This is a genomic window from Streptomyces sp. CA-181903 (assembly GCF_050937075.1).
Classification (GTDB): Bacteria; Actinomycetota; Actinomycetes; order Streptomycetales; family Streptomycetaceae; genus Streptomyces.
In genome coordinates this window covers 873,229-892,913 of record NZ_JBNJLY010000001.1, presented here as the reverse complement: position 1 = coordinate 892,913, position 19,685 = coordinate 873,229, and the positions used below count along the sequence as shown (strand labels likewise).

Here is a 19,685-nt window from a genome sequence, read left to right as displayed (position 1 = left end):
TCGCCGTGCCCTGAACCGCCGACCGCCCGTGATCCGCGCACGAACCGCTCATCATCCGCACACGAAGGGGGGAACGCGATGCCTTTTGACGGCGAGTACGAGCCGAGTCCGGCGCAGTGGGTGCGCGAACAGGTCGAGCTGTACGAGAGTTCCGGCGGTACAGAGGGCACGACGCTCTGGGACACGGGCCTGCCGGTCGTCGTCGTCACCATGCGCGGCGCGAAGAGCGGCAAGATACGGAAGGTTCCGCTGATGCGCGTGGAGCACGAGGGGCGGTACGCGGCGGTGGCCTCGAAGGGCGGCTTCCCGCGTCACCCGGTCTGGTACCTCAACCTCAAGGCCGACCCGCGGGTGAGACTCCAGGACGGACCCGGGCGCTACGACATGACGGCTCGTGAGGTGACCGGGGACGAGAGGGCCCAGTGGTGGCGGCGTGCGGTCGCCGTGTATCCGCCGTACGCCGAGTACCAGGAGAAGACCGACCGCGTGATCCCGGTCTTCGTACTCGAACCCGAACGCGAACGCGAACCCGAACGCGAGCCCGAATCCGAACCCGAACCCGAACCCGAGCATCCGGCCGGGCGGGTGGAGGGTCCGGCGCCGACGGTGGACTGAGACGGTGGACCGGGCCTCGGGCTCCTCCCGCTCGGCCCGGCAAGGCGCGGCGCGGCCGGGGAGCCGAGGGCGGCGAGCGGCGCACGCCGGCACGGAGCGCGACGCGCGGCCCGCGCCCGGCGTGCCGCTCACGCGGCGGCGTGGGGTCGTACCGCCGCCCATCGGCGAAGACGTCCTCAGCGGAAGGCGGTGAGGGCCCGGCACCCGGCCGCATGCCGCGCCCTCACCGTCCTCCGGTCCTCACCGTCCTCCGGTCCTCACCGTCCTCCGGTCCTCACTGCCCCCGGTCCTCACCGCTCTCCGTCCCTCACTGCCCTCCGGCTCCCCCGGACTCAGCCCAGCACCCCCAGCGGATCGTCCAGCACCGGCTGCCACGCCGCCTCCGCCGCGCCGATGAGGCTGTTGTGGTCGAGGGTGGCGGGGAGGATGGGGACGCTGCCGCTGCGGCCCCACAGGCTGCGGTCGGCGACGACGGCGCGGAGGCGGTCGGGGTCGGCGGCGAGGAGTTCGCGGTGCAGGCCGCCCAGGACGATGCGGTCGGGGTTGAGGATGTTGACGAGGCCGGCGAGGCCCAGGCCGAGGCGGTCGGCGATCAGTTCGGCGGCCTCGCGGACGGACGGGTCGTCGTACGCGGTCCGGAGCAGCTCGGTGGCCTGGTGGAGGAGGGAGCTGTCCGGGCCCGGCGGCCGTCCGGCGGCGGTGAGGAAGGCCGCCGGGTCGGCCTCGACGTCGAGACAGCCGCGGCTGCCGCAGTGGCAGGGTAGCCCGGCCGGGTTGACCGTCAGGTGCCCGACCTCCAGGGCCAGGCCCGAACTCCCGCTGTGCAGGCGGCCGTCGAGCACCAGCGCGCCGCCGACGCCGCGGTGGCCGGTGGCCACGCACAGCAGGTGACGGGCGCCGCGGCCGGCGCCGTGGCGGTGTTCGGCGAGGGCGGCGAGGTTGACGTCGTTGCCGGCCACGCCGGTGACGGGGAGGCCGCCCGGGCCGAGGACGTCGGCCTTGGCCAGGGCCTTGGTGAACAGTGCGCGGACCGGCGCCCCCGCGGGCCAGGAGAGGTGCAGCGGGTTGAGGGCGGTGCCCTCCGGCTCGGCCACCGCCGACGGGACGGCGAGTCCCGCGCCCAGGCAGCGCCGGCCCGTCTCGCGCAGCAGCCCGGCGCCCGCCTCCACGACGGCGTCGATGATGTGCGCGGGGTCGGCGGGGACCGTCATGCAGCCCGGCGCCGTGGCGACCATCCGGCCGCCGAGGCCGACGAGCGCGGCCCGGAACCCGTCCGCGTGGATCTGCGCCGCCAGGACCACGGGACCGTCGGGCGCGACGGACAGCCGGTGGGAGGGGCGGCCCTGCGACCCGGTGGACGCCGTCGGGCGGGCGTCCACCCGGATCAGTCCGAGCGCCTCCAGCTCCGCGGCGACGGCGCCCGCCGTCGCGCGGGTCACGCCGAGTTCGGCGGTGAGCACGGCGCGGGTGGGGGCGCGCCCGGTGTGGACGAGCTCCAGGGCGGGGCCGAGGGCGGCCCGGCCGCGCTCCAAACGTGTTGTCCGAGTCTGGGTCACACCCTTATTCTGACTTTGTGCCGACGCTAAACAAAATACGGACGGCCCTTCGGGGGGAACAGCGTGTCACCCCGGCCGATCCGTCGCTACGCCGCCTCCGGACCGCCCTCACCGTCTTCTTCGCCCTCGACGGCTTCCTCTTCGCCGGCTGGGTGGTGCGCATCCCGTCGATCAAGGAGCGTACCGGCGCCTCCGCCGGCGCGCTCGGCCTCGCCCTGCTGGGCGTCTCGGCCGGCGCCGTCGCCGTCATGATGCTCACCGGACGGCTGTGCCGGCGCTTCGGCAGCCACCCGGTCACCGTCGTCACGGCGGCCGTCCTGGCCCTGGGCATCGCCCTGCCGCCCTTCGCCCGCTCCGCGCCCGCCCTCGGGCTCGTCCTCCTCGTCTTCGGCGCCGCTTACGGCGGCATCAACGTCGCCATGAACAGCGCGGCCGTCGACCTCGTCACGGCGCTGCGGCGGCCGGTGATGCCCAGCTTCCACGCGGCCTACAGCGTCGGCGGCATGCTCGGCGCCGGTCTCGGCGGGCTCGTCGCCGGGCGGCTCGCGGTGACGCACCACCTCCTGATGCTCACCGCCGTCGGACTCGTCGTCACCGTCGTCGCCGGGCGGGTGCTGCTCGCCCATCCGGCGCCTCGGCCGCCTGAGACGATCGTCTCCGGTTCCGTCCCCCGTGCGGCGGGCGCCTCGCAGCGGCCCCTGCCGAAGGTGCGCGGGCGCGGCCTCGTCGTCGTCTTCGGCCTGATCGCGCTGTGCTCCTCGTACGGCGAGGGGGCGCTCGCCGACTGGGGTGCTCTGCACCTCCAGCAGGACGTCGGTGCCGGGGCGGGCACCGCGGCCATCGGCTACTCCGTGTTCGCGCTGGCCATGACCGTGGGACGGCTGTCCGGCACCGCGATGCTCGAACGGCTCGGGCAGACCCGGACCCTCGTCTTCGGCGGGGCGACGGCCGCCGTCGGCATGCTCCTCGCCTCCCTCACCCCGGCGCTGTGGGCGGTGTTCGTCGGCTTCGCCCTGACCGGCCTGGGCCTCGCCAACATCTTTCCCGTCGCCATCGGGCGCGCTGGTGAGCTGACCGGGCCGGGTGGGGTCGCCGCGGCGTCGACGTTCGGTTACGGCGGGATGCTGCTCGGGCCGCCTGCCATCGGGCTTCTTGCGGAGCGGTTCTCGTTGCCTGCCGCTCTCACCACGGTCGCGGCCCTGGCCGCCATGGCGGCTTTGATCAGTGGTGCCACGCGGCGGTGGACGCGGCGCGCCTGACGGCGAGGGGGTGCCCCGGTCCCGCCCTTTCGCCGTTTCCTGGGGCGAGCCCCCAGACCCCGAAGCACGCTTCGCGCGCTGTCCTCAAACGCCGGACGGGCTGAAGGGGATGCGTGGGCTTGCCCCCGCGGGAAACGGGAAGGGGCGGGGCCAGGGATGGCTTACTGGGACGACTCACCGGTACGACTCACCGAAGGACGACGACAGCGATGGCACCCCCGGCTGGCTCTGCGCCGGCCCCCGCTGGAGCGTGGACGGTCCGGCCCTGCTGTGGCTCCACCCCGGGCACGGCGAACGCCGCTCCCCGCTGCCCGCGGGCCGCCCGCTCGGCTTCGTCGCCGGTGAGCGGCGGCACTGCGTCGGCGTCCGGCGCGCCGGGCGGTACACCCCCTGTCCCGCCGCTGCCGAGGTGCCGGCCGGCGCGGTGTCCGCCCAGTGCGCGGAGTGCGCGCGGCTGGACCGCTCCCACTCCGTCGCGGCCGACACGATCGCCGACGACCCGCGCCCGTACGACGTCTACCTGGCCTGGTTCGCCCCCGGCCTGGTCAAGGCCGGCATCACGGCGACCGGACGCCAGGGCGTCCGGCTCCTCGAACAGGCCGCCCTCTCCTATGCGTTGCTCGGCCGGGGCCCGCTGATGGCCGCCCGGCGGACGGAGGCCGTACTCGGTGCCGCGCTGGGCGTCCCGGACCGCTTCCCGTACGCCGCCAAGCGCGCCGCCCGCCACCCCCTGACCCCGCCGGGCGAACGGGCGGCCGAACTCGCCGCGCTCCACGCGCGCGCCCGCGCCCTGCCCGGCCTGCCGGAGTCACTGGACGTCCTGGCCTGCGTGCCCGTGCACCACGACGAGATCTTCCACCTGGACCGCGTCGGCCCCCGGCACGGCGTCGTCGACCTCGCGCCCGGGTGCGCCGTCGTCGGCCACGTCGTCGCCGCGGCGGGGCCGGACATGTACCTGGAGACGACGGACGGCCGCCAGGTGCTCGTCGACACGCGGCGGCTCGCGGGCTGGGAACTCGCGGCGGCACCGGCCGGCTCGCGGACCACGGCGGCGGTCCGCGAGCCGGAAGGGGACGACGGGGACGGTCCGGAGGGCTTGTTCTGAGGGTCTGTGCTGAGGCTTGGCGTCGGGGCCCGGACGTTCGCCCGGTCGTGGCCGTCGTGTCTTTCGTGCCTGGCGTGCCTTCCGGGGGCTCCCGTCGTACCCGCCGTCCCGTCGTGGCGGTCGTGCTGTCGCGTCCGCCGCGCCCGCCGCGCCCGCCGCGCCCGCCGCGCCCGCCGCGCCCGCCGTGACAAGTGCCGCGCGGCGTCGGCCTGCGGTCCATGAGGTGTCGGCGGGACACGGGCCCGGGTGGCGGACGGATCGGGCGGCGCCGGCCCGGGGCCGTCCGGCGGGCTCTGACGGGCGTACCGCCGTACAGCCGTGGCGCCTCGGCCGCCCGCCGCCCGTCAGGCGGCCGGTTCGCCGACCGCCCCGCGCCGTCCGCCGCGCAGTAGTTCACGCGGGGAGGGGCCGCCGCGCAGGCACCACAGGGCGATGACCGGGTCGCAGATCGCGCAGCCCAGCGACGCGTTGTGCACGAACGGCAGCAGGGGGCTGCCCTTGATGTGGTGCACGATGTCCCACGCGGTGTGCAGCAGCCAGCCGATGCCGACGAACGTCCAGGAATTCAGGGCGCGGTACGCGACGCACGTGGACAGCGCGGTGAACGCGAGCTCCCAGCCGCCCAGCCCGTCGCTGCTGAGGTAGGTCGCGCCCGCCCCGGCCACCATGACGGCGTTGAGGCGCAGCCGGTGTTCCTCGCGGACCAGGGACATCACCAGCGCGTAGACGAGGCCGATGCCGATGGGCGCGATGTACTGCAGGTATTGCATGGGGCGCCTTCCGTGGTGGGTGTGGTGCGGGTGGACGAGCGGGGTACGGCCGCGGACGGCGGACGCGGGGGATCGCCGCCGCCCCCGGCCGTACGGCTCACACGGTAGAAAGGCCGGGCGGCAGGCCACAGGGGCATTGCCGACAGGTTTCGACGGATTACCGCCGCCCGCTCCGCGTCCGTTCCCCGCCCGCTCGTCAGCCGTCCCCGACGCGGTACTCGGCTGAAGCGGAGGTACCGTCCGTACATGCACACGGTCGCCGTCCTCGCCCTCCCGCGCGTGATCCCGTTCGACCTCTCCACCGCGGTGGAGACCTTCGGCCGCGTCCGACTGCCCGACGGGAGCCCTGGTTACGCGGTACGTGTGTGCGCCGAACAGGCCGAAGTCGACGCCGGAGCCGGGGCGTTCACCCTGCGGGCGCCGTGGGGGCTGGACGGGCTGCGCGGCGCGGACACCGTCGTCGTGCCCGGTATCGCCGACCCGGCGGCGCCCCTCACGCCCGCCGTCCGCACCGCGCTGCGCCGGGCCGCCGCCGACGACGGCGGCCCGCGCATCGCGTCGATCTGCTCCGGTGCCTTCGTCCTCGCCGCCGCCGGGCTGTTGGACGGGCTGCGGGCGACGACCCACTGGCTGGCCGCCGGGCGGCTCGCCGCCGACCACCCGCGGGTGGACGTCGACCCGGACGTCCTCTACGTCGACAACGGCCGGATCCTCACCTCGGCCGGCGCGGCGGCCGGGCTGGACATGTGCCTGCACATGGTCCGCCGGGACCACGGCTCCGCGGTGGCCGCCGACGCCGCCCGGCTCTCCGTGATGCCCCTCGAACGGGAGGGTGGCCAGGCGCAGTTCATCGCCCACGACCACGTACCCGTCCCGGCCGGCTCCGCGCTGGAGCCGCTGCTCCGCTGGCTGGGCGAGAACCTCGCCCGTCCGCTCACCGTCGACGACATCGCGGCCCGGGCCGGTGTCAGCCCCCGGACGCTCACCCGCCGCTTCCGTGAGCAGACCGGCACGACGCCGCTGCAGTGGCTGCACCGGGCCCGGATCCGCCGGGCGCAGCAGCTCCTGGAGACCACCCGTCGGCCCGTCGAACACATCGGCGCGGAGGTCGGGTTCGGCTCGCCGACCGCCTTCCGCGACCGCTTCCGCCGCACGACCGGGGTCAGTCCCCGCGCCTACCGGCGCGCTTTCGCCGGGGAGCCGGTCGGGTAAAGCGTCGGCGCCCTGCGGCCCCCCTGCGCGTCCCGGAGGCGCCCGGAGGTGCCCAGCGTCCCGGAGGTGCCCGAGCGGCCCGGGCGGCCCGCCCGCGCCCGCCCGGAAGACGGCGAGAACGCCGACGGTAGCGGCCTGGACGGCGACGGGGGCGAGGACGACCGCGGCGAGGACGGCGACCGCGGTGAGGACGCTGGTCCCCTCCCGCGTTCTCACCCCGAGCAGTGGCGTCGCGGCGACCGGGCGTGGGCGGTCGACCGGCCCTCAGTCGAAGTACACGACCAGCCGGACGTGCTCGTCGCCGAAGCGCGCGGCGAGCGCCTTCATCACCGCGAAGACGTGCTCCCACCCCGTCCCGGGGCCGAGCGCGTCCCGTCGGGTGAACCTCCGGTAGCCCACCCTCGTCGGGCCCGTCCGCCACTCGCCGAACGGGGTGGCGGTGGGGCCGTCCGCCGCCGGTCCGGGACCCAGCCGGTCCAGGACGTCCGGCGGCCAGTCGTCGGTGACCCAGCGGCGTACCTCCAGCTCGGGCGTGCGGTCGTCCCGCAGGACGAGGGCGCCGCGGACGTCCGCCGGGGCCGCGTCCAGGTCGATCCCGGCCAGCTCGGCCCAGGTCACCCAGGTCGGGCCGTGCACCGCCGGATCGGAGCCGGCGACCTCGTCGAACTCCTTCCGCAACTCCGGCGACACGTCCGGCGGCAGCCCCCGGCCGGCGGCGACCGGCTCCCAGCCCACCGGGTCGCGGACGCCGAAGAGGCAGCCGAAGGCCGCGTAGTCCCGCCCGGAGTAGAGCGGGTACAGATCGATGGCGCGCTCCCAGGGCGGCCTGGTGTACCAGTCCTCGTCGGCGTTCGGGTTGCGGATCTCTATGCATCCGCGAATGTCGGTGCCCATGCGGCGCAGCGTAGGGTGCCGGCCCCGCGTACCGCGAAGGCGGTCCGGAGGCCGGGGCGGCGGTGGGCCGGGATAGCCTCGTACGTCCCTTTCGTCCGGAAGGCCGCCCATGCACGACGTCCGTTTCACCCTCGCCCACGCGGGCTCCGGCCGCGGCCGCCTCCGGAAACTGACCTCCCACACCTGGACCGGGACCGTGCTCGGGCTCGATTCCGTGGAGTTGGTCCGCCCCGCGGAGGAGGATCTCGTCCGGGAGACCCTGACCACGCGGGTGTCGGGGCAGGGGATCCCCCGAGGAGCTTCACCGGTGTCGACTTCCGGTGCCCGCGCGGCCGTTCGTCCTACGGCACCCCCGGCAGGTCCTCCGCGTACAGCAGCGTCAAGTCGTCCTTGCTCGGGTGCGTCAGCTGGGCCACCCGGCCCGCGTGCCGTTCGACCATGGCCTCGAAGGTCTGGCGTGCCGTGCGGCCGTTGCCGAAGGCCGGGCCGCGGGGGACCGTGCGGAAGTAGTGGAGGAGGGCCTCGGCCGCGCCCTCGCCGATGCGGTACTCGTGCTCCTCCGCCTGCTGTTCGACGATCCGCAGCAGCTCCTCGGGGGCGTAGTCGCCGAAGGTGATGGTGCGGGAGAAGCGGGACGCCACGCCGGGGTTGACGGTCAGGAAGCGCTCCATCTCGGCCGTGTAACCGGCGACGATCACCACCACCGAGTCCCGGTGGTCCTCCATCAGCTTCACCAGCGTGTCGATGGCCTCCCGGCCGAAGTCGCGGCCCGAGTCCTCGGGGGCCAGCGCGTACGCCTCGTCGATGAACAGGACGCCGCCCCGGGCGCGTTCGAACGCCTCCTGGGTGCGCAGGGCCGTCGAGCCGATGTGCTCGCCGACCAGGTCCACCCGGGAGACCTCCACCAGGTGGCCGCGTTCCAGGACGCCGAGCGAGGCCAGGATCTCGCCGTACAGCCGCGCCACCGTCGTCTTGCCGGTGCCGGGGGAGCCGGTGAAGACCAGGTGGCGGCGGACGGAGGCGGCCTTCAGGCCCGCCTCCTGCCGGCGGCGGCCCACCTCGATCATGTCGGTGAGCGCCCGCACCTCCTTCTTGACGCTCTCCAGGCCCACCAGCGCGTCCAGTTCGCCGAGGACCGTCGCCGGCGGGCGTGCCGAGCCCTCGTCCTGACGCGGCGCGGGAAGGGGGGCCGGGGCGGCGCGAGGGCCGGCGCGTCGGGTGTCGGCCGCGAGCGTTCCGTCACCGCCGGGCCCGGGACGCGTACGGGCACCGGCTCGTCGCTCGTGCAGCCCTCGCTCAGCGGGCCCGGACCGCCGCCGTCCGCGTGCCCGCCCCCGCTGTCCGCGAACTCGTAACCGCCGCGCGCGCAGCGCTCGGTGTGGCAGCGGGTCAGCGTCGCCCGGCACCCGTCGATGACGTGGAAGCCGTAACCGCCGCTGCCCGTCACCCGGCAGTGCCGGAACGTGCCCCGGCCCTCGGCCGACACGTAGAACCCCGCCTCCAGCGGCGAACTCACCGAACAGTCCTCGAAGGTGGGGTCCGCGCCCTTGGTGACGATCACGCCCGTGGCCGTCGCGTCGACGGCGCAGCCCCTGAGCGTCCCGCCGCTGCCGTGGTCGCGGAACCAGGCGCCGGTCGTCGCCTCTCGGATCCGGCAGTCGTCGAGCCGCGCGGTCGCCCCGCCGCTCACCGACACCGCCGTCCCGCGGATCCGCGAAAGATCGCTGTCGGTGACCTCCGCGCACGAGCCGCGGTCCAGGACGAACAGCGCGTCCGGCACGTCGTGCACCCGGCAGGAGGTGAGGACGGCCGTGGCGCCGTCACTCACCCACACCGCCGGATAGTCGCCCGTGCTGTCCTGGAGCTCGCACCCGACGGCCTCCGCGCGGGTGCCCGGATCCCAGACCGACAGGCCGTTCCGCCCGAACCGGCGCACCGTGGAGCGGGCCATCGTCAGCACCGAACGCGCCCGCAGATCCACCGCGTTCTCCGGGACGTCGTGGATGTCGCAGTCGTCCAGCGCCAGGACGGCGCCGGTGTCCAGCGTCACGCCGTCGCCCGCCACCCGGTGCACCCGGCAGTCGGACAGCCGCCCGGCCGCCCGCTCGGCCATCCGCACACCGGCGCCCCGGATCTCGTACACCTCGCAGCCGATCGCCTCCAGCGTGCTGGCCTCGCCCGTCACCGACAGCCCGGCGCCCCGCGCGTGGTGCACCCGGCAACGCTCCAGACGCGGGCCGCCGCCGTCGTGCACGGTGACGCCCGACTGCCCGGCCGCCAGCACCTCGCACTCCTCGAAGACCCCGCCGGCCCGGTCCAGCACCGCCACGCCGACGCCCGCCGCGTTGTCGACCGTGCAGTGGCGCACCGTCGGCCGCGCGCCCCCGCGCACCTCGATGCCCACCGACGAACGCGTCACCACCCGCAGCCCGGTGAGCTCCGGCGCGCCCCCGTCCACCAGCAGCGCGGGCACCGCCGCGTCCTGCCCCTCCACTTGGAGGTCCCGCAGCGCGGCCGACGCCCGGACGGTGAGCGCCACCCCCTCCGGCGGGGCGATCCGCACCGAACCGGGCACCCCGTCCGCGCCCCTGAGCGTGATCGCGCGGCCGACCACCAGGTTCTCCCGGTAGGTGCCGGGGGCGACGGACAGCACGTCCCCGTCCGCCGCCGCCTCCAGGGCGGCCGCGAGCGATACGTACTCCCCGGTGCGCCGCCGCCAGCGCGACGGGCCGCCGTGCGTCACCTGGACCGAGCCCTGTGCCATGGTGCTGTCGCGCCCCCACCTCGTGCGTCTGCCGCCCGGGACGGACGAGCCGCCCGGGACCGGTGCGTACCGGCCGCTCCACCGTAGCGTGCGCCGGGCACGGGAGTTGACCGCCCGCGGCTCCGTTCGTCTCGTCGTGGTGACGCCCGGCTCCCTACGGCTCCGTTCGTCTCGTCGTGGTGACGCCCGGCTTCCTACGGCTCCGTTCGTCTCGTCGTGGTGACGCCCGGCTCCCTACGGCTCCGTTCGGCCCGCCGTGGCGGTGCCCGGCTCCCCGTGGCACCGCTCCGCTCGCCGCGTCGGCGCTCAGCTGCCCGCGTCGGCCCGGCCCCAGGTGTGCCCGGCCCGCTCCCACGCGCGCTCCCACCGCTCGTACCGCCGTCGGAGGATCCGCCACATGACCAGGCGGCGCAGCCCGTGCACCGCGCCCGCCGCGGCGACACCGGCCCCGACGCCCGCGAGCACGGCGTGGACGGACGCCGTGGTGCCGTCCAGCGGACGGCCGGCGAGCCGGCCCTGGTCGTCCGTCCACAGGGGGAACCGCCGACCGGGTATCTCCGCGCCCCGGAGCGGCACGAGGCCGGTGCGCGGACCGCCGTCCGGGCCCTGCCAGCCGGCCAGGATCCGGTGGTAGCCGTCCCGGCCCGGCGTGCCCTCGCGGTCGCCCGCGGCGGCGCGCACCGGCTCCGGGCGGAGCGCGACCGCGCTCACCAGGTGCCGGTGGGACTGCTGTTCACGGGCCGTCTGCCGCAGCACCGCGTGGGCGGACGAGCCCGCCAGCAGCCCCGCCAGCGGGCCGACGACGAGCATCAGGACCACCGCCGCCAACCCGATCCAGTTCTCCAGGACATCGGTGGGACGGCGCAGTGGATTCCGCCGCCAGCGCCAGGCGAATCGCCGGGCGAATCGGCCGGCGAACCCTCGGGCGGACCGCCGGGTCCAGGACCGCATCCGGGACGTCGCGTTCATGAAGCTCACCCCCTGCGTCTCATTACCTCACAGGAGGCGTCGCATGCGGGAAAAGGCGTCGCGGAGGGCGGAATCACTCCCGGTGGAGGGCGGGGGGCTGTGCGTTGACGCGCCGGGGCGCACGGGGGCGCGCCGGCGCGCGGACGGTCTTGAGGGGGCTCTCAGGCGGGGGTCTTCAAGTGAGGGCCTTCGAAGATCCGAGGAGGGGCAAGAGGGCGGGGGGCTTCGAGTGAGCGCCTTCGGGCATGCCCCTTTGGGCAAGGGCCTTTGGGCAAGGGCCTCGGGGAGACCGCGGCGAATTCGGGCTATTCGGGCGACCGCGACTGTTCAGGTGGTTCGGAAGGCTCGGGCGATTCAGCCGAGGACTTCGAACGGGTCCCCGATCCGCAGCACTCCGGGATGCTCCGGGACCAGGTTCTGCCCGAAGACGAGCCCGGTCGCGCCGCGCCGGTGGCGGGCCAGGGTGTGCAGCGGCTCCCGGCCGCGCGCGGCCGTGCGCTGGTCGGTGGTGGTGACGACGCAGCGCCCGCAGGGTTTGACGACCCGGAAGGCCACCTCGCCCAGCCGCACCCGGCGCCAGCCGTCCTCCTCCCACGCGCGGGTGCCGCCGACCACCACGTTCGGGCGGAAGCGGTCCATCGGCAGCGGGCCCTCGTCCGGGTGCTCGCCTTCGGCGATCAGCGAGTTGAGCGCCGCGAGCGACGCGGCGGTGGTGAGCAGCAGCGGAAAGCCGTCGGCGAAGCCGACCCGGTCCTCCGGCCGCCCGTACCGGGGGTCGACCGGGCGCCGGACCGCCGGGTCGTCCATGTGCACCAGCCGGGCCTCGACGCCCAGGAAGGCGGTCAGCCAGGCGTCGGCCTCGGGGCCCGCGGGCACCGCCTCGACCTTGTCCCGGAACACCTCCACGGTGACCGTGCCCCGCCGCCCGGGATCGGGCACCGGTACGTCCAGAGGGGCGGCCCCCGGGCCGGAGATCCGCACCCCGCCCCCGGGCAGCCCGCGGGCCGCCCCCAACGCCAGCCGGGGAAGCTGCCGTTGAGTGAGGAACCGGCCGTCGGGCGCGGTCACCATCCACCGCCGGTCCCCGGCGAGCCCCCACGGCTCCACGGTCGCCCACCCGGGAGAGCCCCCGCCATCGACTTCACCGGGTGGACGTGGAGCGACAGGAGCGAGGGGGAAGGGCCGACAGGACCGGGACGGCCGGGCGGACCCGCCGGACTCGTCGGCCTCGTCGGATCGGACAGGCCGGATGGACCCGAAGAGCCGGGCGTGCCCGAAGAGCCGGGCGTGCCCGAAGAGCCGGGCGTGCCCGAAGAGCCGGGCGTGCCCGCAGAACCAGGCGTGTCCGCAGAACCCGCAGAACCAGGCGTGCCCGCAGAACCCGCAGAACCGGGCGTGCCCGAAGATCCAGGAGACACAGCCATATCGGAAGACGCAGCCATGGGGCCATCCTGCCCGGCCGGATCCGGTGCGCACCCGCGGGTTCGGGCGAGTGCGGGGCCCCGGCCGTCCGTCGCCCCCGGTCAGTAACTCCCCGGGCCCGAATACGGGCGCTGGTACGGACCTTCGTACGCCCCGGGCTGGCCGGGCTGTCCGGACGGACCGGGCGCCGGGCGGGGCGCCACCGGGCGCATCGCGTCGTACCCCGCCGGGCCGGCGGGCCCCGCCTGCGGCTGCTGGTACTGCTGCGGGCCGGGGTAGCCGCGCTGCGCCGACGCCTGCTGCGGGATGTACGGCCCGGGCGCCTGCTGCAGTCCGGCCGGCTGCGGGGCGCCCTGCCCGTACTGCGGGGGCTGCTGGGCGTACCCGCTGTGCAGCGGCTGCACCGGGTTGGCCGCCTGCATCGGGCCCGGGCCGTGACCGGAGGGGCCGGAGGGGAGAGCGGGCAGCGCGGGCAGATTGCTCCCGCCGTCGAAGGGGGCCGACACCCGGATCGGGGCGATCTGCGGGGTGCCCCGCTCGGCGACGAGACTGTCGTAGATGGGGGTGTCCGGGAACGACGACGCGGAGTAGTAGCCGCTGCCGTAGGCACTGCGGGGGAGGTCATACCCCTTAAGTTAAGCCCACGGTGTGCCGGTTGGGGAGTCAGGTACCCGGGTTGGTTCCGGAGGCCCCTGCGGTGCCGACGACCAATCGGGGCGAAGTCGGAGAATTCGGGGACCACGGTACGTTGGACCGGTGTGAGAGACCGGATCCTTCAGGGCCTGACCAGGGGCTCGTCCGGGAATCGCTCTACAGGGGTGGCAGATGGGGATGCTCAAGGGCACCAACGTCCGGATTCCGGCGCCGGCGGTGCGGATAGAACTGGGCTGGCGGACCGGCCCCGGCGTACCGGACGTGGACGCCTCCGCGCTGCTGCTCGCCGGCGGCCGGGTCCGCTCCGACGCGGACTTCGTCTTCTACAACCAGGCCGTGCACACCTCCGGCGCGGTACGGCACGAGGGCAAGGTGCCGGCGGCCGGCGCGGTGACCGACACCCTGGCCGTCGACCTGGCCTCGGTGGAGCCCGAGGTGGAGACCGTCGTGGTCGCGGCCTCCGCCGACGGCGGCACGTTCGGGCAGGTCCCGGGGCTGTACGTACGGGTCTTCGACGCGGCGGGCGGCGCGGAGCTGGCGCGCTTCGACAGCGAGGACGCGACGGTCGAGACGGCCTTCGTGCTCGGCGAGCTCTACCGGCGGCAGGGGGAGTGGAAGTTCCGGGCGGTCGGCCAGGGGTACGACAGAGGGCTCGCCGGCCTGGCGACCGACTTCGGCATCTCGGTGGACGATCCGGGGCCCGCCGCCCCTCCGGCTTCCGCCGCCTCCACTGCCCCTCCGGCCTCCGCCGCTCCCGCCGCCCCTCCGGCCCCCGTTGCCGCGCCGGCTCCGGCCGCCGCCCCGGCCTCCCCCGCGGCACCGCCCGCCGCGGCCCCCGCCGCCCGGCCCGTGAGCCTGAGCAAGGTCACGCTCACCAAGGAAGCCCCGTCCGTCTCGCTCACCAAGCAGGGCGGCACGTCCGGCGCGCTGCGCGTCAACCTCAACTGGCAGATGCGGCAGCAGGAACCGGCCAAGGGCAGTGGCTGGGGCCGCCGTCTCACCCGGGCGCTCCAGGGCGACCTGGACCTCGACCTCGGCTGCCTCTTCGAGCTCAACGACGGGACGAAGGGCGTGGTGCAGGCCCTCGGCAACTCCTTCGGCTCACTCCGGCGCCCGCCCTACATCCACCTCGACGGCGACGACCGCACCGGCGCCGCGGCGCAGGGCGAGAACCTCACCGTCAACCTCGACCACAGCCGTGACTTCCGGCGCATCCTCGTCTTCGTCACGATCTACCAGGGGGCCAGCAGCTTCGCGGGCCTCCACGCCACGGTCACCCTCCAGCCGCAGCACGGCGCGCCCATCGACTTCTCGCTCGACGAGTGCACCGTGCCGTCCAACGTCTGCGCGCTGGCCCTCATCACCAACAACGGCGGCGACCTCGTCGTCCAGCGCGAGGCCCGCTACCTGGTCCCCGACCGGGGCGTCAGCCCGCAGCGCACGCTGGACCGCGCGTACGGCTGGGGCATGAACTGGACGCCCGGACGGAAGTGACGCCGGACGCCCGGACGGAAGTGACGCCGGCCGGGCGCCCGGAGCGGGCTCTCACGGGGCGGCCTCGGGGCGGGCGTACGTCCGCCCCTTCCAGGCCGCGCCCCGGCCCCGGTAGTGCTGGACCGCCGAGTCGACCGTCATCAGCAGGTACAGCGCGGCGGTGAACGGGAGCAGCGGCGCGAGCCACGGCGGCTGCCGGTAGTAGCGGAGCATCGGCAGGTACGTGCCCGTCATCACCGCCCACGCCGCCGCCCCGGCCGCCAGCACCGGGAGGCTGCCGGTGGCGGCGCCCGCCACCACGGCCGTGGGCGGCGCGAGGTAGACCACGGCCAGGCCCGCCACCGTGGCGAGCAGCAGCAGCGGCTGGTACAGCAGTTGCGCGTAAGCACTGCGGGACACCATCCGCCACAGCTGCCCCAACCGGGGGTAGGGGCGGATGCTGTCCACCTGTTCGGCGAGGCCCAGCCAGATGCGGCCGCCGGTGCGTTTGACCGCACGCGCCAGCGTCACGTCGTCGATGACCGCGTGGCGGATGGCGTCCGGGATCCGGGCCCGCTCCGCCGCCTCCCGGCGCAGCAGGACGCAGCCGCCGGCCGCCGCCGCCGTCCGGCCGCCGGGCCGGTTGACCCAGCGGAACGGGTAGAGCTGCGAGAAGAAGTACACGAAGGCCGGGACGATCAGCCGCTCCCACGGGGTGACCGCCCGCAGCCGGGCCATCTGCGACACCAGGTCGAGGTCGGCCGCACAGGCCGCCGCGACGAGTTCGCGCAGGCTGCCGGGCGCGTGCGCGATGTCGGCGTCCGTCAGCAGCAGGTACTCGGCGTCGGTACGGGCGCGGGCCAGTGCCATCCCGTGCCGTACGGCCCACAGCTTGCCGGTCCACCCGGGCCCCGGTTCGCCGGGGGAGTCCACGGTCACCGGCAGCCCGCCGCGCTCGGCGGCCAGCGACCGGGCCAGTTCACCGGTGCCGTCCGTGCTGCCGTCGTCGACCAGGAACACCTCGGCCCGGCCCGGGTAGTCCTGGGCCAGCAACGACGGCAGGCTCTCCGGAAGCACCTCCGCCTCGTCCCGGGCGGGCACCACGATCGCCACGGACGGCCAGTCGTCCGGTGGCCGGCGGTCCGGCAGGCGCACGTCCGTGCGCCAGAAGAAGCCCTGGCCCAGCAGCAGCCACAGCCACGCGGCCAGGGAACCGACGGAGATCCATGTCAGCGCGTTCACCCGCCGCAGTCTGCCCGACGGGCCCCGGGGCGCGGGCGCCCGGATCGCGGACGGCCCGTGTCAGGGGCCGGAGAAGTCGGGTCGAAACGGGCGGCGGCGCGGTCTCCGCGGTCCCATCCGCCGTCCGCCCCATTAACCCGTGTGCCGCCCATCCATTAAAGTGACCGGGTGAAGATCGCGCTCATGGACTCCGGCAACGGCCTCCTCGCGGCGGCGGCCGCCGTGCACCGGTTGCGGCCCGACGCCGATCTGGTCCTCTCCTCCGACCCCGGCAGCATGCCCTGGGGTCCCCGCACCCCGCAGGACGTCACCGAACTCGCCCTGGGCTGCGCGCGCGCCGCCGCCGCACAGCGCCCGGACGCCCTGATCATCGCCTGCAACACCGCCTCGGTCCACGCGCTGGCCGCCGTACGGGCCGAGCTGGAGCCGGGACTTCCGGTGATCGGCACGGTGCCCGCGATCAAGCCGGCGGCGGCGGGCGGCGGCCCGTTCGCCATCTGGGCCACCCCGGCCACCACCGGCAGCCCCTACCAGCGCGGCCTCATCCGCGAGTTCGCGGCCGGCGTCGACGTCACCGAGGTGGCCTGCCCCGGGCTCGCCGACGCGGTCCAGTGGGCCGACGACGCGGCCATCGACGCCGCCATCGCCTCGGCGGCGGCCCGCACCCCGCGCGACGTCCGCGCCGTCGTCCTCGGCTGCACCCACTACGAGCTGGTCGCCGAGCGGATCCGGGCCGCCGTCCAGCCGCCCGCCGGGCCGCCGCTGGTCCTGTACGACTCGGCCGGCGCGGTGGCCGCCCAGGCGCTGCGCCGGATCGGCGCCGCCCCGGCGCCGGACGCGGAACCGACGGGCCGGCTGACGGTGCTGCTCGGGGGACGCGAAGGGGCCCTCGACGCGGCCTCGCTGAGCTACCCGGAGGCACGTTCCCTGACGACGGTGGGGGCGGGCCGCCCGTAGGGGCCGGGGCGGGCCGCCCGTAAGGGCCGGGACGGGACGCTCTTGAGGGGCCCTTATCGGGTGCGGAGACCGGTACGCGTCCGGGCCGTCCCCGTGGAGACCCCTGCCGCCCGGGCGGAACCTCGGTACGCTGCCTGGTATGAGGGACCAGCCGGAGGCCCCGAAGGGGCACGACGACAGCGAGTCCGCCGTCTGGACGGGCCGCGCCACCAACCGCGTGCAGTGGCTGCTCGCCGCCGCCGGAGCCGCCTGCATGGCGCTGGGCATCGACCTGGCCGTCGCGCACCCCTGGACCTCGGGGATCATCCCGCTGGTGATGTCCGTCGTCGGCTGCGTCGCCGCCGGGCTGCTGATGCTCTACGGCACGGTCGCGTTCGTGCACGTGGCGGTGCGTGTCGACAAGGAGACACTGGAGGTCCGCTGCGGCCACATCGGGCTGCCCCGGACCCGCATCCCCCTCGCCCAGGTCGTCGACGCCGCGTTCGCGCCCCGGGTCACCCCCCGCCAGTGGGGCGGCTGGGGTTACCGCTGGCGGCCGGAGCAGGGGACGGCGGTCGTGGTGCGCCGGGGCGAGGGCTTCGTGCTCCGGCTGGGCGACGGGCGCTCGTTCACGGTCACGGTGGACGACGCGGAGGCCGCCGTGCGGGTGATCCGCGACCGGCTCGGCCTCGCCGGCGGACGACCCGCTTCCGTCTGAGACACGCCCCCTCCGGACCCCTCAGGGCGCTTCCCGGATCTGAATGCCCCCGTCGTGTGACGTCCGCCGGGCCTCCGGACCCGCCACCGCCTGACGCTCCGGCCGTCGGAGGCCAGTTCACAGTACGCGAGTTCCAGCGTTCGAAGGAAAAGGCGGAAACAAATTCAGCCACTCCTCGGCCGTGTCACTTGAAGTCCCCGACATCCGCTCTATCCGGGAACCGTTTGCTTTGCTAACGTGTGGGGTGCGTATTCTTCCGAGCGCAGTCGGGAGTCGTTGAGGATGCACCGCAAAAGCATATGATCGACCGCTCGATCCCACGTCAGTGAGTGCGGCTTTTCCCGCCGGGTGACAACCCGTGGGAAGGGCATTCTGACGAACCGGACGGCGGGGGTGCCGCGGCCTCTGATCACCACTGTGGATCAGGACGAAGCACGAGGTCAGGACGGCAGCCGTCCCTATCGCTTTGCGCACTGTCAAACCCTCCGGGCCTCCATGCCCACCTCGGTTCAGGGGGATTTTTCTCGCCTGTTCGAGCTGAATGCAGGGACGCGCATGAAAGCTTTTCGGGTCACTCGCGAGTTTCCTCTCGCATTGCGACTGCTACTGATCAACCAGTTTGGCATCGACATCGGGTTCTATATCCTGGTGCCATTTCTCGCGGCATATCTGGGTCAGGAACTCGGAATGTCCGACGCGCTCGTCGGGCTGGTGCTCGGCGTGCGCAACCTCGGCCAGCAGGGCCTGTTCCTCCTCGGCGGCTCGGCCGCCGACCGGCTGGGCCCGCGCGCGGTCATCATCACCGGATGCGCACTGCGCACCATGGGCTTCTCCCTCTTCGCCTTCGGCACCACGCTGCCGGTCGTCCTCGGGGCCTCGCTGCTCAACGGACTGGCCGCCGGCCTCTTCTACCCGTCCGCCCGGGCCTACGTCGCCCTGGAGGCGGGGGACCGCAAGGCCGAGGCGTTCGCCCTGCTCAACGTCTACGCGACCATCGGCTCGCTGATCGGGCTGCTCCTCGGCAGCGTGCTGATCCGCGCCGACTTCCGGATCTGCGCCGTGGCCGCCGCCGGCGTCTACGCGCTGCTCACCGTCGCGCAGGCCATGGTCATCCCGGAGCGGCCGGCCCCCGCCGCCGACCGGAGCACCGTCCTCGGCGACTGGCTGGAGGTCTTCGGCAACCGCCGGTTCCTGCTGTTCTCCCTCGCCACGACCGGCATGTTCACCGTGGAGAACCAGCTCTGCCTGCTGCTGCCCGCCGGGGCGAAACAGGCGTCCGGCTGGGAGGGCGCCGCCGGGGTGCTGCTCGGCGCCGGCGCCGCCGTCAACCTCTTCCAGATGCCCATCACCCGCGCCCTGGAACGGCACGGCGGCGGCAGCCGGTGGGTCGGCGGCGGACTCGTCCTCATGGGCCTCGGCTTCGTCCCACCCCTGCTGATCTGCACCGACGGGCCGCCCGACGGGCTGCGCGAGGTCGTGCCGCGGATGGTGGTCATGCTGATCGGGGCGCTGCTGCTGTTCGTCGGCACCATGGTCGCCCACCCGGCCGTGCTGGAGATGATCCCCCGGTTCGGCCGCGAGACGCTCGCCGGCACCTACTTCGGACTGTTCTACGTCTTCGCCGGGCTGACCGCCGCCGGCGGCAACGCCGTCGTCGGCTGGACGATGGACATCAGCAAGCAGTACGAGTGCCCGTGGCTGCCCTGGATCGGCTGCGTCACCTTCGGCCTCTCCTCCGCCCTCGCCGTCACCCTCCTCTACCGCACCCGGCTCCTCCCGGACCGCCCGGAGGTCTCCGCGGTGGAGGGCACCGTCATCCCGTCCGGCCTGCCGGAGCGGGGCGGCGCGATGGCCGCGGAGGCCGGCTCCGGCCCGGCCGGACCGACGGCGGGGAGCGTCGGCCGCTGGGATACGGGCTTCGCCGGCCGCACCCGGCTGCCGGGCCCGGGCCGGGCGGCGGACGAGGCCCGGGAGAAGCCGCCGCGCTGAGCGGCGCTCGGACACCGCGGCTTGGCCGTTGGCGGTGACGCGGTGCCGGCTTGGCAGCTTGGCTGCCGGCGGTGACCGCGGTGCGGCTTGGCCGCCGGCGGTGACTC

The 19,685-nt window shown here is 74.9% G+C and carries 13 protein-coding genes and 3 pseudogenes; 8 read left to right on the top strand and 8 right to left on the bottom strand.

Annotation, left to right across the window (positions count from 1 at the left end; translation table 11 throughout):
• Window positions 1–78: 78 nt before the first annotated feature.
• Window positions 79–615 (top strand): nitroreductase family deazaflavin-dependent oxidoreductase, encoded by a 537-nt coding sequence (locus tag ACQEVS_RS03755; RefSeq protein WP_433015157.1) that lies wholly within the window; start codon window positions 79–81, stop codon window positions 613–615.
• 332 nt (window positions 616–947) lie between these two features.
• On the opposite strand, the gene ACQEVS_RS03750 is transcribed toward ACQEVS_RS03755, so the two are convergent.
• Window positions 948–2,171, bottom strand: coding sequence for an ROK family protein (locus ACQEVS_RS03750; RefSeq protein ID WP_433015154.1), 1,224 nt, complete (start codon window positions 2,169–2,171; stop codon window positions 948–950).
• A gap of 17 nt (window positions 2,172–2,188) precedes the next feature.
• Here ACQEVS_RS03750 and ACQEVS_RS03745 point away from each other — a divergent pair, with 17 nt between their 5' ends.
• On the top strand, window positions 2,189–3,430 hold the full coding sequence (locus ACQEVS_RS03745) for an MFS transporter (protein WP_433015151.1): 1,242 nt from the start codon (window positions 2,189–2,191) through the stop codon (window positions 3,428–3,430).
• 250 nt (window positions 3,431–3,680) lie between these two features.
• Window positions 3,681–4,535 carry a DUF2797 domain-containing protein gene (locus tag ACQEVS_RS03740; RefSeq protein WP_433015148.1) on the top strand — a complete coding sequence of 285 codons (855 nt, stop codon included), beginning with the start codon at window positions 3,681–3,683 and terminating at the stop codon, window positions 4,533–4,535.
• A gap of 344 nt (window positions 4,536–4,879) precedes the next feature.
• On the opposite strand, the gene ACQEVS_RS03735 is transcribed toward ACQEVS_RS03740, so the two are convergent.
• Complete coding sequence (locus ACQEVS_RS03735; protein WP_433015145.1) at window positions 4,880–5,305, bottom strand: DUF6010 family protein; 426 nt, start codon at window positions 5,303–5,305, stop codon at window positions 4,880–4,882.
• Between the two features lie 246 nt (window positions 5,306–5,551).
• Between ACQEVS_RS03735 and ACQEVS_RS03730 the strand changes: the two genes are divergently transcribed.
• Entirely contained in the window at window positions 5,552–6,517 is a 966-nt protein-coding gene (locus tag ACQEVS_RS03730) for a GlxA family transcriptional regulator (protein ID WP_433015142.1), read from the top strand.
• A gap of 264 nt (window positions 6,518–6,781) precedes the next feature.
• Here the strand turns inward: ACQEVS_RS03730 and ACQEVS_RS03725 are convergent, their stop codons facing one another.
• The 5 genes and pseudogenes from ACQEVS_RS03725 to ACQEVS_RS03705 all read right to left on the bottom strand — a co-directional run.
• Window positions 6,782–7,411, bottom strand: a complete 630-nt coding sequence (locus ACQEVS_RS03725; RefSeq protein WP_433015139.1) for a hypothetical protein — start codon at window positions 7,409–7,411, stop codon at window positions 6,782–6,784.
• 341 nt (window positions 7,412–7,752) lie between these two features.
• Window positions 7,753–10,175, bottom strand: a pseudogene (locus tag ACQEVS_RS03720) (right-handed parallel beta-helix repeat-containing protein).
• Window positions 10,176–10,481: 306 nt separating this feature from the next.
• The gene (locus ACQEVS_RS03715; protein WP_433015136.1) at window positions 10,482–11,144 is read right to left on the bottom strand and encodes an Rv1733c family protein; all 663 of its coding nucleotides are present in this window, start codon (window positions 11,142–11,144) and stop codon (window positions 10,482–10,484) included.
• Window positions 11,145–11,498: 354 nt separating this feature from the next.
• A pseudogene (locus tag ACQEVS_RS03710) lies at window positions 11,499–12,310 on the bottom strand (MOSC domain-containing protein).
• A 357-nt stretch (window positions 12,311–12,667) separates the two neighbouring features.
• Window positions 12,668–13,183: pseudogene (locus ACQEVS_RS03705) on the bottom strand (DUF6643 family protein); the annotation flags it as partial.
• Window positions 13,184–13,391: 208 nt separating this feature from the next.
• On the opposite strand from ACQEVS_RS03705, the gene ACQEVS_RS03700 reads away from it, so the two are divergent.
• A complete protein-coding gene (locus ACQEVS_RS03700; RefSeq protein ID WP_433015133.1) occupies window positions 13,392–14,714 on the top strand; it encodes a TerD family protein in 1,323 nt (440 codons plus the stop codon).
• 51 nt (window positions 14,715–14,765) lie between these two features.
• On the opposite strand, the gene ACQEVS_RS03695 is transcribed toward ACQEVS_RS03700, so the two are convergent.
• The gene (locus ACQEVS_RS03695) at window positions 14,766–15,926 is read right to left on the bottom strand and encodes a glycosyltransferase (protein WP_433027225.1); all 1,161 of its coding nucleotides are present in this window, start codon (window positions 15,924–15,926) and stop codon (window positions 14,766–14,768) included.
• Between the two features lie 177 nt (window positions 15,927–16,103).
• On the opposite strand from ACQEVS_RS03695, the gene ACQEVS_RS03690 reads away from it, so the two are divergent.
• The 3 genes from ACQEVS_RS03690 (at window position 16,104) to ACQEVS_RS03680 (ending at window position 19,578) form a co-directional block, all read left to right on the top strand.
• Window positions 16,104–16,892, top strand: coding sequence for a glutamate racemase (locus ACQEVS_RS03690; RefSeq protein WP_433015130.1), 789 nt, complete (start codon window positions 16,104–16,106; stop codon window positions 16,890–16,892).
• Between the two features lie 139 nt (window positions 16,893–17,031).
• Entirely contained in the window at window positions 17,032–17,589 is a 558-nt protein-coding gene (locus ACQEVS_RS03685; RefSeq protein ID WP_185940874.1) for a hypothetical protein, read from the top strand.
• Between the two features lie 495 nt (window positions 17,590–18,084).
• Window positions 18,085–19,578, top strand: a complete 1,494-nt coding sequence (locus ACQEVS_RS03680) for an MFS transporter (protein ID WP_433027222.1) — start codon at window positions 18,085–18,087, stop codon at window positions 19,576–19,578.
• The last annotated feature ends 107 nt before the right edge of the window (window positions 19,579–19,685 follow it).